This window comes from Deltaproteobacteria bacterium, assembly GCA_021737785.1.
Lineage (GTDB): Bacteria > Desulfobacterota > DSM-4660 > Desulfatiglandales > Desulfatiglandaceae > AUK324.
Map to the genome: position 1 here is coordinate 83,280 of JAIPDI010000016.1, position 12,987 is coordinate 96,266.

At 52.7% G+C, this 12,987-nt stretch carries 10 protein-coding genes; 5 read left to right on the forward strand and 5 right to left on the reverse strand.

What is annotated here, in order from left to right:
• Positions 1-46 precede the first annotated feature (46 nt).
• The gene (locus K9N21_09955) at positions 47-2,458 is read right to left on the reverse strand and encodes a penicillin-binding protein 1A (GenBank protein ID MCF8144232.1); all 2,412 of its coding nucleotides are present in this window, start codon (positions 2,456-2,458) and stop codon (positions 47-49) included.
• Positions 2,459-2,766: 308 nt separating this feature from the next.
• On the opposite strand from K9N21_09955, the gene K9N21_09960 reads away from it, so the two are divergent.
• Together K9N21_09960 and K9N21_09965 are read left to right on the forward strand one after the other, a co-directional pair.
• Positions 2,767-4,233 (forward strand): DegQ family serine endoprotease, encoded by a 1,467-nt coding sequence (locus K9N21_09960; protein MCF8144233.1) that lies wholly within the window; start codon positions 2,767-2,769, stop codon positions 4,231-4,233.
• 389 nt (positions 4,234-4,622) lie between these two features.
• A complete protein-coding gene (locus K9N21_09965; protein MCF8144234.1) occupies positions 4,623-5,102 on the forward strand; it encodes a DUF2057 domain-containing protein in 480 nt (159 codons plus the stop codon).
• A gap of 142 nt (positions 5,103-5,244) precedes the next feature.
• Here K9N21_09965 and K9N21_09970 read toward each other — a convergent pair whose 3' ends face one another.
• Both K9N21_09970 and K9N21_09975 read right to left on the reverse strand, forming a co-directional pair.
• Positions 5,245-6,081: a phosphate ABC transporter substrate-binding protein gene (locus tag K9N21_09970; protein MCF8144235.1), complete on the reverse strand. Its 837-nt coding sequence runs from the start codon at positions 6,079-6,081 to the stop codon at positions 5,245-5,247.
• Between the two features lie 142 nt (positions 6,082-6,223).
• Entirely contained in the window at positions 6,224-6,688 is a 465-nt protein-coding gene (locus tag K9N21_09975) for an arsenate reductase ArsC (GenBank protein ID MCF8144236.1), read from the reverse strand.
• A gap of 503 nt (positions 6,689-7,191) precedes the next feature.
• On the opposite strand from K9N21_09975, the gene K9N21_09980 reads away from it, so the two are divergent.
• Together K9N21_09980 and K9N21_09985 are read left to right on the forward strand one after the other, a co-directional pair.
• The gene (locus K9N21_09980; GenBank protein MCF8144237.1) at positions 7,192-7,383 is read left to right on the forward strand and encodes a hypothetical protein; all 192 of its coding nucleotides are present in this window, start codon (positions 7,192-7,194) and stop codon (positions 7,381-7,383) included.
• 121 nt (positions 7,384-7,504) lie between these two features.
• On the forward strand, positions 7,505-7,789 hold the full coding sequence (locus K9N21_09985) for a hypothetical protein (GenBank protein MCF8144238.1): 285 nt from the start codon (positions 7,505-7,507) through the stop codon (positions 7,787-7,789).
• A gap of 46 nt (positions 7,790-7,835) precedes the next feature.
• Here K9N21_09985 and K9N21_09990 read toward each other — a convergent pair whose 3' ends face one another.
• Entirely contained in the window at positions 7,836-10,292 is a 2,457-nt protein-coding gene (locus tag K9N21_09990) for a glycosyltransferase (protein MCF8144239.1), read from the reverse strand.
• Between the two features lie 94 nt (positions 10,293-10,386).
• Positions 10,387-12,300, reverse strand: coding sequence for a lysophospholipid acyltransferase family protein (locus K9N21_09995; GenBank protein MCF8144240.1), 1,914 nt, complete (start codon positions 12,298-12,300; stop codon positions 10,387-10,389).
• 504 nt (positions 12,301-12,804) lie between these two features.
• Here K9N21_09995 and K9N21_10000 point away from each other — a divergent pair.
• The coding region (locus K9N21_10000) for a transposase (GenBank protein MCF8144241.1) at positions 12,805-12,987 on the forward strand (183 nt) is incomplete at its 3' end.

The following is a 12,987-nucleotide window of genomic DNA, read 5'->3' on the forward strand; positions in this document are numbered from 1 at the left end:
CCCCCACCCATTTATCCCAATCCCCTCAATCCCTGAATCCCGGTCACTAATTTCTCGCCTCCAGGTCCATGTCAAATTGTGAAAATGATCCCAGACTGGCAGACGCGGGTTTTGGAGAATAGGCCTCCGGCTGCGTCCCTTCGACAAAGGATTGAAATACGGTCTTCCGGGAATGCCGTCCGGCCAACAGGCCCGTCTCTGTGTCGATCTTGGCAAAAACAACCCCATCGGGGACCTCAAAATCCCTGACCGGTTTTCCCTCAAGGACGGCGGACATGAAATCGAGCCATATGGGGCTTGCCGCCCTCGAACCGGTCTCACCGTCGCCCATCTCCCGTGAATCGTCATAACCGACCCAGACGCCGGTGACAAGGTCGGGCGTATATCCCAGGAACCAGGCGTCTCTGAGATCATTGGTGGTCCCGGTTTTTCCGGCAGCCGGTCGCTTGAGTGCCCGGATTCTCCAGCCCGTCCCTTCGGTGATAACGGCCCTCAAGAGGTCGGTCATCACAAAAGAGGTCTCCCTGGAGATGACCTGTCGGGTTTCAGGCTGATTCTCTTCCAGGACCAAACCGTTACGGTCCACTACCCGCTTGACAAAGATCGGCCTCACCAGCATGCCGGCATTGGCAAATACGGCATATGCCCGGGTGATTTCCAGCAGAGAAAGGCCGGAAGATCCCAAGGCCAGGGAGAGATCGGGCGCCAGTTCAGACTCAATCCCCATGTTCTTTGCATAGTCGATGGCATAGTCTATCCCGATTTTATTCAGGATCTTGACGGTAATGACGTTTCGGGATTTGGCAAGGCCGGTCCTGACCAGCGTGGGCCCGTAGAATTTCTCCTTGTAATTTTTGGGTTTCCACGCTTCCCCTTCCGGGTTTCGCTTAGAAATATAGGGTGCATCCATGATAATGGTGGCCGGCGTCATCCCCTTATCGAGGGCCGCTGCGTAGATCAAGGGTTTGAAGGCGGATCCGGGCTGCCGCCGGGCCTGGACCGCCCGGTTGAACTGGCTGGCGCTGAAGTCCCGGCCGCCCACCAGGGTCTTCACCTCCCCGGTCTCAGGCGCCATGCAGACGATTGCCCCCTGCGCAAGGGGGACCTGCTCCAATGCAACCTCCCAGGAAAAATCTTCCTGTCCGGCAGGCCCTGGCTCTCCTTTTTTGACCTTGAGGTCGGCTGGGGTTCCGCCAATCTTTTTCAAGAGGCGAACCAGAACAACATCCCCGGGAGTCAACACTTGAGAGGGCTTTCTGGCCCTGGCCTCATAATAAGGGACCTCCTTGTCAGGCTTCCTGGCCCATTTCATCTCTTTCAGGGACAGCCGCGCCATTTCTTCACCGATATGGAGGGTCACGGTCCCTTTTTCGTCCTCCACCTTACCCACGAGCGCCTCGACCACACTCCCTGTTTCCGGGGGGGCCGATCGAAATTCCGTGGCGGCCTGTAGTCTGAAGTCTGCTGCCTCCTGGTCCGAAAGATGCCGCAACGGTCCCCGGTATCCTTCCCTCTTGTCTAACTCGGCCAGCCCCTTGTTGAGGGCGTCCCTGGCCTGGGTCTGCATATTCAGGTCCAGAGCGGTATACACCTTCAGCCCCCCTCTGTAGAGGGCGTCTTTCCCATATTTTTCAAGAAGATACTGTCTGACGTGCTCGGTAAAATAGGGGGCCCGTTCGAAGACGTTTTCGCCTCCCGAACGGATGTCGAGAGGGGTGTGTAAGGCCCTGTCGCATTCTTCTCGGGTGATCAGACCGTCCTCCTGCATTCTCTCCAGCACATAATTCTGCCGGGCCTTGGCACGTTCAAAATGGGCAACAGGCGAGTATCTGGCAGGGGCTTGAGGCAGGCCGGCCAAGAGTGCCGATTCAGCGAGGGTCAGGTCTTTGGCCGGCTTGTCGAAATAGGTCCTTGCAGCGGCCTCCACGCCATATGCCCCCTGACCCAGGTAGATCTGGTTGAGATACAGATACAGGATGTGAGACTTGGAAAACTCCTTTTCCACCTGGAGAGACAAAATAGCCTCCCTGACCTTTCTTCGGTAGGTCCGCTCCACATTCTTGAGGAGGAGGGACTTGGTAACCTGCTGGGTTATGGTGCTCCCCCCCTGCGTAATCCTGCCGCTGGTCAGGTTCTTAACAAAGGCCCTGAAAATGCCCTTGATGTCTACCCCTTCGTGTTGAAAAAACCGGGAGTCCTCTGCCGCTACAAAGGCCTGGATCAGGTGTTCGGGCACCTGGTCCAGGGAGATAACCGTCCGTTTTTCTTCCCACAGTCTGCCGATGACCTCGCCGTCATCGCTGAAGATCTCCGTAATGATCGGGGGCCGGTATTCTTTCACCGAGCCGATGTACGGAAGGTTACTGGACCAGATGTACCAAAAATAGGCCCCGGTACAGAGGGCGACAAAGACCACTCCAAAAAGGCCCCACCCCAGGGCTTTAAAAAACGTTTTCATCCGCCATTTCCTTATAGACACTTTCACATAAATAACTCTTGAACATTTAAAACATAGCTGTCTTTCAGTCCTGGATCAAGGAAATAATCGGGAGGCGCAAGGCGTGTGGTGTGCTGCGGAAGGATCATGGCGGCATTCATGAGCCGTCAGTCATGATTCATTATCCTGTAAATTCAGCCTCATTACCAACTTGTAATCATATGGAAAGGTTGAGGCAAGGGTTGCATGTTACGTTCCTCTCAACCTCAGCGGCGCGTGTTGTTGAGGTCCATGGATTTCACACGAGAGATTCTCAAGGAGGGCACAGAATGAAAACAAGAAACACGTTCAGACGATTTTTATTGGGAAAGGCGGCAGCGGCGCTTATTATTCTCACGGCAGGGGTTTTTACTATTTCCGGCATTTACACGGTGCCGGAGACCCAGGCCGCGGCCAGGGACTTAGGGGCTGCGCCGGAGAGTTTCACCAGCCTGGCCGAGAAAAACAGCCCGGCCGTGGTAAACATCCGGGCGGAGAGAAACGGTAAGGGCGGAAACCCCATGATTCCGCATTTTAAAAGGGGGCCGATGCCCGAGGGTCAGGATCCCCTGCACGACTTCTTCGAAAAATTTTTCGGCGGGGCTCCGCAAAGGGAATACAGGCAGAGGAGTCTCGGGTCCGGGTTCATTATCGATAAGGAGGGTTTTATCGTCACCAACAACCATGTGGTGCAAGGGGCGGACAAGATCAAGGTGATTCTCAAGGATGGAAGGGAATTTGACGCCGAGGTAAAGGGCCGTGATGCCAATACGGATCTGGCCCTGATCAGGATAACGTCGGACAACGATCTCCCCGTAATCCAGTTGGGTGACTCGGATGCCCTGAAGATAGGGGAGTGGGTCCTGGCCATCGGCAATCCCTTCGGTCTGGAGCACACGGTAACATCCGGCATCATCAGCGCCAAGGGACGGGTAATCGGATCGGGACCATATGACGATTTCATCCAGACCGATGCCTCCATTAATCCCGGAAACAGCGGCGGCCCGCTGATCAATATGGAGGGGAAGGTGGTGGGCATCAATACCGCCATCATCGCCGGCGGACAGGGGATCGGCTTCGCCATCCCCGTGAACCTGGCCAAGGGAATCATCACCCAGCTCAAAACCAAGGGCGAGGTGACCCGGGGCTGGTTGGGGGTAGGGATCCAGGACCTCTCCCAGGAACTGAAGGAATATTACGGCATCAAGGATGGAGAGGGCGTCCTGGTCACCCAGGTCTTTCCGGGCGATCCGGCCGATAAGGCGGGTCTGAAGGTAGGGGATATCATCCAAAAGGTGAACGGCCAGAAGGTTGACAGCAGCAGGGAGTTGAGCCGGATGATCGCCGAGACCCCCGTGGGCCGGGGGGTGGAGATCCTGATTCTGCGCAAGGGGAGCAGCCAGACCTTTAATGTCGCGCTTTCCAAAAGAGAAGACACGGAACGTGCGGATGCCGGCGCCACCCCCGATAAGACGCATGACTTCGGAATTGTCGTCGCCGATATCACGCCCGAGACCGCCCGTCAGTTCAACCTGAAGGATGCCGGAGGAGTTCTGGTGGTGGGCGTGGAACCGGACAGCAAGGGGCAAAAGGCCGGCATTCTTGAGGGAGACATCATCCGGGAGATCAACCATAAATCAGTGGATGATGTAAAGGGGTATGAAGCGGAAATCGGAAAGATCAAATCCGGTGAAACGGTCTATCTCTACATCCTGAGACCTAACAGAGGTTTCATGGTCATCAAATTCACCAAGTAAGCGCCCGCATAAAAAAGAAAGCCCGGCTGTCTCCGGCAGGAGAGACGTTAAAGATCTGCCGGAGTCCGGGCTGTTCTTATTCCGGTATTTCTGCTAACATAATAGAAAACTCATCTCGCCTTAACAATATCTTAACAGAAAATTGCCAAATTGATTTTTGCGAAACGGCTGTTTTTTCTGCGACGCATTGAGATAATAGATTTCTTGATGTGCGTTTGAGCGAACATTGCTTCCGGGCGGCCAGTCAAATCGAGATGAAGGCTTCAATTATCATCTCGGTTTGCGGTGTGTCCATGAGGCCACGGGGACCTGACATAATGCCTTACGGCGTCACGACACACCGGAAGGCGAATACTATAACCCAAAGAAGCCTTGTATGAGGGGAAATTATGAAATACAGACGCATCAATATCGGTTTTGCTTTGTTTTTTAGCGTCCTGTTCACACTGTTGGCCTGTACGCAGAAGAAGACCTACACAGTGGGCAAACCTGGAGATCAGACCGCGAGTCTGACCTTTCCCAACTTCATTGAGATCGGCAGGTTTGACGGAGACAGCGTGGAAAACATATTCACCCGAATCCTCTACGAAGGGAAAAAGGAACTGGTTTTCGCTGCCGGGACCCATATTGTGGAGCTGCGATACAAGGATATCTGGGATATCGATGACGACGATCACGAAAACATCGTCTCCCCCTATGTCACCCTTCAATTTGATGCCGGACCCGGCAATGCCTACGAGATCAGCGTCGACAGGCCCAAGGACCGGCAAAGCGCCCATGCGCTGGCCTCCCATTTCAAGGCTGCGATCATTGATGTGCGGACAAAGAAAATAGTCTCTCGCTTAGCCGAAGGCCCGACAACAAATTAGAATTTGGCTTTTCATGGGCATTTCCATCTCAAAGGGGGTAGAGGGCCGCCCTGAGTGGAGAACCAGGGGGTGGATCTCCATCAAGGGTGCCAGAAACATGGAAAACCATGTAAGGCTTATAAGCGGGGATATGCATATCTGGCTATTTCAGCGCATTTTGCGGGATAAAACCGGTTTCTGTGACGATCTGCTGCCCCTTGTCGCTGAGGACAAATACAATTAGGGATTTTACAGGATAGGAAAGGGTCTTTTCATCTACATAAAGATATAACTGCCTGGATACAGGATATTTCCTGGCTTTTGCAGTGCCCATGGTGGGCGCAACGCCGCCGACTGAGAGGACCTTGATCTCGTGATTCACGATGGCGAGGCTGACATAACCGATGGCCTCCGGGTGCTCTGCCACGTAGGCCAGAACGCCGCTGTTGGAATCCCGAATCACCCAGTCCTCTCTCCCTCTGGCCGATTTCAGGACCACCTGATTCCACACCTCGCGCGTGCCTGACGATGGGGCCCTGGCCACTACGTCGATCTTGCCAGGGTTGCCTCCCACAGCGGCCCAAGAGTCAATCGTCCCTTGATAGATGCCCGCCAGTTGATCCAGGGACAGGTTGTTGATCGGGTTGGACGGATGACCTATCGGGACGATCAGGTCGTAGGCAAAGGAAAACCCTTTGATCTGCATCCCCTTGGATGCGGCATTCGCCAGCATGTCGGCCGGAATGGGGGACGAACACATGGCCACATCGCACGCCCCATTAAGGAGGGCTTCCACACCCTTCAGAGACCCGCATGAATCCACCTGGATCTCAACCTCCCCCTGCCCTGAATAAAGCTGTGAAACCCGGATCATAAAAGGGTGGATGGTGGTTGATCCGGCGATCCTTATCTTGGGCTGCTCCTTTTTGAAGCACCCCGAAGGGGCAAGGCACAAAGAGATCACGAGGATCGTGGATACCACGCTTTTCAAAATGCACATATATATTCCGCCTTGTTTTTTTGACGCCTTTCAGGTCAGACAGGTGTGATGTTGAGCTTCTGACGGTACTTTCCAACTTCTTGACCCTGTTTTATCAGGAATTGCGTTCCAAGGAAAGCAGAATTGAGCCACAGGAGCCGTTTCAACCGACCGATTCCTCCCCCCTATCTGATTGCTGAACCCAGGACTCAATCCTGGCCCTGACCTCATCCCTTACCCTCTTGACATGGTTCAACTTTTCTTCATGGGACCCTTCAAACGCCTCGGGATTATCAAAGGGCCAGTTCAGTCTCCGGGTAACCCCTGGAAACATCGGGCACTGGTCCTCGGCCGATTCCTCGCAGACGGTAATCACGTAATCAAACAGCTTCCCCTCCTGATACAGTTTAAAGACGCTTTGGGTCTGTTTCTTGGAAAGATCCATGCCGATCTCTTGCATCGCCTTGATGACCAAGGGATAAATGCGGGTTGGATCGAAGCCGGCGCTTTCCGCCTGGAACCGATCTCCGGCCAAGGTATTCAAGAAGGCCTCCGCCATCTGGCTCCGGCCGCTGTTATGCACGCAGATAAAAAGGACCCTGATCTTTTCCGAATGTTGATTGGTCATCCCTTATCCCCCTGTGCTTCATGATGGATTGTTGATGCGTTGGCTATCTCAATTCGGTGTATGGAGCAGCAATTCTCATTTTGCCTTTGGCACTGATGCGATCCGTTTGTAGTGGGGCCGTTAGACCCTAAAAATCCCCTGACGGCGACACTACGAACGGGATATGTGGCGCCATCGATTTCATAATGAGAATTGCTGTGTATGGAGTCTGCGTCTTCATATTAGGGACGCTTTGTTAGAGAATTATTAGGATTTGAATGCGGATCGATATCTGGACGGAAATCCGAACCATCTTTTCTCTGGTTTTTTGTTCGAGAAGTATTCTTAATTTTAACTGATTCATAATGTTTTTCAAATGAAGACTTAACAAATCTGCTGTATTGGTTTCATAACTGATGGGGAGTTCTGATTATGAATTTTGGGTGAAAATTGGAAAGGCCGGGTGAGACTTCCTGCATTTTTAAATTGAAGCAGGGGGTGAGATAGCCGGCGGAGGGGTTCCGATGAAAAAAATCGTTGTAGTATCCCGAGAACCTGAGAACCATAAGCAGTTGATCGCCTTGATTAGGACCGTATTTCCTGAATGTTGGGTTCAGATCATCAAAGAAACTGGCGATGGGCTTTCTTCCATGCATGTCACGGTTGGAAATGAGACAGATTCCTGTGTTAGAAGAACCGTCGCCCTGGGAGATTGAATCTAATCGCGCCGCAACGAACTGCCCTGTGCAAACTAATGGGCTACGCCCTTTTCGCAAAGGAGACTGCTTTACGTTACGGATGGGATCATGTCATCGGCATGCTTTTTCGGAGGGTCACATGTTATCAAGAAAAGAGAAGGTCGAGGCGCTTGTCAGGAATGCAATACCCGGCTCCAATCTGACTGAAGAGGCGCGCGAACGCATGGACGAGATCCACCGGAGTGCCATCTGCACGGCACACAAGATCGCAGGACACTACGATCAATGGAGTGTTGCCTATGAAGCGGCCCTCTACAAGGAACTTCAAAAGCGCCAGGGACAGATCCGGCGGCTTCGAGAGAGAGGCCAGCCGGTCTGTAGAGTCAACCATTCCTTAGCGACGTATCCCCGATCCCTGAATTGACGCCTCATCTTGCCGGGATATATTTCCGATGAATAAAAGGGTGACATCAGACTGCCTTGGCCAAAATAGTTTGACGCGGCGAGGGTTCCATATCCCACTTTTCATACATCTTCCAGGTCTGTTCAAATGCGTTCTCAAAAGAACGGCCTTCCGCATACAGGCGGGCTGCCTTGCCCATCTGACGTAACCTTTCAGGGTCATTGAACAAAGATCGTATGGCTGCGGCCAGTGAAGGTCCATCGTGGGCAGGGACCACCACGCCCGTCTTTCCCGGTATCACGTTTTCGTGAGGCCCTCCTGAGTCCGTAACAATGACGGGGAGTTGTGAGGCCTGCGCCTCCAGCACCACATTGCCGAAGGTATCGGTTGCGCTGGGGAAGACGAATAGATCGCATGAGGCGTATAGCTTGGACAATGCCTCTCCGGTCAAATACCCGGTAAAACAGGCGCGTGTTCCCCGAAGTTCTCTTTTCATCTCCTCCAAGTAAGGGCCGTCCCCCGCCACTACGAGGGAAATGCGGGGAATGGGGTGAGAGACTCGTTTAAATACCTCGGCCAGGAGGGGCAGGTCCTTTTCTCTGGATACCCTTCCCACATAGAGTAGACTGAAGGCATCCGCGGCCGTATATTGCTGCATGAATTTGAGATTTCGTTTGGCTGGATGAAACCGCTCTGTGTCCACGCCACGAGGGAAGAGGCGGATTTTGGAAGGCGACACCCCCTTATGGGCCAGCTCATCTCCCGTGCTCTGTGAGGGGACGTAAACAAGGTCCATCTGGTTATAATACCAGAGAACGTATTTCCACGTCAGCTCTTCAATGGCGCTGTCGTCCGTGAGATAGCCGGCATATTGGGGAAGCGACGTGTGATAGGTGCCGACGATCGGTAGCTTGAGGATATGGGCGATGGCCAGGGCAGCCAGTCCGATCGGTCCGGGTGTGGCCGTGTGAAGATGGGTGAAACGTTTTTCATAGCAGAACCGGAGCATCTCCAGAAACGGGGGATAAAACAGTTTTTGCTCGGGGTATTCGGAAAGGCTGTGGACCCCGATGGGTATAAAATTTTCTACACAGTCCACATCACTATGCCTCTCCTCCTCACAGGTCATAATCGTCAAGCGTTTCCCTGTCCTTTTTGCAAGCCGGACCTGCTGTTGCAGCGTAGTTGCGACGCCGTTGATTTCGTAAAAAGTATCTGTAAAGTGGCCGACATTCAATAAGGGACTCTCTTTCAGCCGCCGGACCCTCATTGAGAGGAACCGGGCGCCGATCTCTTCTGCCACCTCCCTGTCCCTTGCAAAGAGCGAAAAGGAGAGGAAATAGGGCGCCAGCAATGAATACAAGGCCCCGGCAGAACCGAGAGAACTGAAAATATCGAAGACGTTGGCCCCTGAAAGATGATCCATGAAGCGATTCAAAGAATGGAGCAACATCTCATCGGAGATGCGATGAACAAACTCAAACCATTTTTCATCGAGGTGGTTCCGTTTCCCGTTTCCCAGTTTGGCGATGTTCAAGAGAGCCGGGTCGCTCAAGAGGAGTTTCTGCGTTTCGTGACGCAGGAGGTGTTTGATGCCTGCGGCCCCCTGGGGAACCTTAGGGTGTCTGTGCGATCCTATAAAGAAATAGAGCCGGGACTTGAATCCCGATCTGTGACGATTATTGCTCAGAAAGCCGTCCAGAAGGCGCATCAGGATGTCTTTATGAACGTAGCGATCCAGACTGAACTTTTTTCTGTAAAACTGGTAGGCGATGCTGTAGAGCATGTACGAAAGGGTCAGGGGAGTTGCTTCACTCCCATGAGAGAGGCATTGGCCACTGCAAACCCCCTTCAGGAACTCATCGAGGGTTTGGACGGCCTCGACTTCCGTATATCTGCGTGCAATATTGAGAGAGCTGTGATCGTCGGAGCCCCCGGTAAGGTTCTTTCGCCAGGGCTCTGAAAAGCCCGGTTCGATTCCGTGCTTATCCACAAGTCTTTCAATGTCCCTGGGCTGAAGCCCGGTTACGATGGCCTTGAGGATTCTGTTCTGGCTTTCATCCCGGGCCCCGTTCAGCTCAAAGTTCTTAAAGAGGAGGAGGAGTTGCTCAAAATGGTCGGCGTTCATGCGGTCATTGGTGGAGTAGAGCGGATGGGCGATGACATGGACGATCCCTTCCGTCTTCAAAAACCCCGCAAGATCGAAAATGCTGGACCTAACCTTCTGGATTTCGCTGTGCTGGCCCTCAGATATGTTGAAAGCCAGCACATGGACCTTACACCCATCCTCGGGGAAATAGGTGGTCACCTCCTCGCTGATAAACGTGTCCGGTGAATGGGCGATCTTTAAGGCCCCCTCGATGGTGTTATGGTCGGTTATGGTGACCATGGACATGCCTTTCTCAAGGGCTATGCGGCGGAGTTCCAACGGATCAGTGAAGCTCTCGGGACAACCGATCTTCTGGAGAACCCACTGCGATGGCCTGGTGGAAAATTTGGAGTGGACGTGGAGATCAATTTTCATATGAATCCTTTCATAGTATATGATGGGAGTATTAAAGAGCATTAAGAGGAAATCGCTTTTAAAAAGACGGGGTTTTAATTTCGTTCGATTACTATCAAAGCAGACCCTGACCTGCTCTTTTCAGAGATTTTCGTTCAAAGGGATCCGCATAAGATGGAAAGGGCCTGCTTTTAATAACTAGAGGATCAAGGGTTGTGCTTGCGTGATAATCAGAAAATTTCTGAAGGCCTTCCTCCCCAAGGTACCGTTTAAGGACCTTATGGTCCGTCTGGGTCAAATCCACGACGATCAAGCCGTCCAGCGTATCGCCGAACTTTCCATCCACATTAAAACAGAGGACCTTTCCGCCAAGCTTCAGATACTGCTTCAGCAGAATCGGCACCCCCTTTCCATCGTCTTCAATGTCGGAAATCCAAGACGAGATCTCATTCAGATCATTTTGGTGGAGGTCTTCTTTTTCATGGATAAGTGAAATCGCCCGGTTCCGGCCAAGCGGCCTTCGGGGTCTAATCATTCGCGAGAGATCCGATGAGAAGTTGGTCACTCTGAGAAAGGCCGCCAGTAGCTGGCGCGAAAAGTGCCGGTAATCGTTAGACATACTGACAGCACCAAAGAGGGTCTTATAAGACGGATGGAGTGCGATATATTGACCAATCCCCTTCCAGAGAAGAAGGAGGGGGGAATAATCCCTCTGATAGTCGCTTCTTACGAATGTCCGCCCCAGTTCAAGGGCCGGTCCGATTTTGTCCAGCAATCGACTCTGATAGTTGAAGAGTGTATAGGTGTATAATCCCTTCTTTCCATGTCGTGGGAGGATCTCAGCGGTTGGCCCGAGACGGTATGCGCCTACCAGTTCCTCCTGTTGGTTGTTCCATACGAACAGGTGGATGTAGATGTTATCGAACCGGTCCAGATCAATGGCATTCCCGGTCCCTTCACCGATCGTTCTGAAGGTCTCTTCCCGCAGTCGTCCGATCTCATGAAGGGTCAGGGGTATCTGGCTGGAGCGCGCATAATATACGGAAAAGTTACTACTTGTGAGGAGTTGCTGATCGGGCGGGAGATCGTTCACCTCCTTCGCCACCAGCCCGGGATCGACGGGACGGGCGATGGGATCCATCTTTCTCAACCGGATCGGTCGCCCTTTTGCATGGGCTTCGGATCTTTCCTTCTCTTCGGCAGTGCCCAGGAGATAGGTGCGAAAGCTCAAATATTCGGTCAGCCTGGTTGCATCTTGAAATCGGCTGAGGCTTTTAAATGGGATGGCACGGCCTATCTTGAATTCTACCAGCGATCCCCCCTTCTTGAGCGTCTCGCGGGGTAGCATGGCCGTGCGGAGGCGGGGATGGGCGAGGCCTGCTATCTGGAACAGCGCACTGTTTCTGCCTCTGAAGTACACAGGCAACACCGGGGCCTTCGTCAATTGAACAAGTCGCCCGACAGTGACATTCCACGCGGGGTCTTCGATCTTTCTCCGTTTAAAGGAAAAATGGGAGACCTCACCGGCCGGCAGGACCACCAGGAGGCCCCCTGCCTTCACCCAGTGGATGGCCTTTCTGATGGCCCCCATGTTTCTGGAGGCTGAGCCCTTCCGGTTAAAGGGGTCTACAGGAAAAAAGAGCGGATTCAACTCCTCAATGCTTTCAAGAAAGTAGTTGACCAATATCTTGATGTCCCTTCGAACAGAGGAAAGCGCTGACGCGAGGATCATTCCATCGATGCCGCCGAAGGGATGGTTTGAGACCACAATGGCCGGGCCTGATAAAGGAATCGCCCGACGTCCCTCCTCATCGAGGGCATGATCGATATGAAGCCTATCCAGGGTATATTTCAGAAATTGAAAGGGGTCGCTGCATTCAGGGATCGTATCGTAAATGCTTCTGATCTTGTCCACCGAAAGAACCCGCTCCAACAAACCGTTGAAGCCGGTCATGATGCCGCGCCTCACAGGTCGGTCGCTCAGTCTTTCCAATGGGATCAGTGTTTTCAGACTTTCTCTTTGGGGCATTGCGAACCTCCGTTGCTGGTTGTTTGAGCTTTCAGCCTGTTGATCAGGATATGGAGAGAACTTGTAGGATAGTTGAGTTAGAGGATGATTAAGGTGGAATTAAGAAATGAAGAGGTTGGAAAATCTAAAGAGCAGGCGCCGGGTCCCCTGAGACTAATCGTTTTCTCACATGCCCTTAATACGACAGCAGTCTTTCCTGGCTATGTTCCGACAGAATCCCACATGAATGAAAGGAGTTGCCCTGGGTTTGTGGTGACGTGCCTTGGCATCGTTCGAACCCTGGCCATAAAATTCAGCCCGGACGAAGATCGAAAATCGCAGGAGGACATTCAAAGTCTGTTCTTTGATCCTCAGACTTCAAAACCAAGGGGATATTCTCCTTTGGGGGTATCCACTTGACTCAGGTAACCCCAACATATAGTATTTCAGGGCATGGAAGATTATCCCCGTACCCTGGCGGAACTTGAAGCGCGTTTTTCCTCCGAGGAGGAATGCCGTAGATATTTGGTTAATCTGCGATGGCCTGACGGGTTTCGGTGTCCTCGTTGCAATGGGACAACAGCTTGGCCTGTTAGGCGGCTTCTTTATCAATGCTCTACCTGTGGGTATCAGACGTCGGTCACAGCGGGAACCATCTTCGAGGGAACACGAAAACCCCTGGTCGTTTGGTTCAGGGCTATATGGTGG

What these genes read in the sequence shown, in the direction of transcription:
- K9N21_09955 (MCF8144232.1), bottom strand. Translation starts at nt 2,458, where the DNA reads ATGAAAACGTTTTTTAAAGCCCTGGGGTGGGGCCTTTTTGGAGTGGTC.
- K9N21_09960 (MCF8144233.1), top strand. Translation starts at nt 2,767, where the DNA reads ATGAAAACAAGAAACACGTTCAGACGATTTTTATTGGGAAAGGCGGCA.
- K9N21_09965 (MCF8144234.1), top strand. Translation starts at nt 4,623, where the DNA reads ATGAAATACAGACGCATCAATATCGGTTTTGCTTTGTTTTTTAGCGTC.
- K9N21_09970 (MCF8144235.1), bottom strand. Translation starts at nt 6,081, where the DNA reads ATGTGCATTTTGAAAAGCGTGGTATCCACGATCCTCGTGATCTCTTTG.
- K9N21_09975 (MCF8144236.1), bottom strand. Translation starts at nt 6,688, where the DNA reads ATGACCAATCAACATTCGGAAAAGATCAGGGTCCTTTTTATCTGCGTG.
- K9N21_09980 (MCF8144237.1), top strand. Translation starts at nt 7,192, where the DNA reads ATGAAAAAAATCGTTGTAGTATCCCGAGAACCTGAGAACCATAAGCAG.
- K9N21_09985 (MCF8144238.1), top strand. Translation starts at nt 7,505, where the DNA reads ATGTTATCAAGAAAAGAGAAGGTCGAGGCGCTTGTCAGGAATGCAATA.
- K9N21_09990 (MCF8144239.1), bottom strand. Translation starts at nt 10,292, where the DNA reads ATGAAAATTGATCTCCACGTCCACTCCAAATTTTCCACCAGGCCATCG.
- K9N21_09995 (MCF8144240.1), bottom strand. Translation starts at nt 12,300, where the DNA reads ATGCCCCAAAGAGAAAGTCTGAAAACACTGATCCCATTGGAAAGACTG.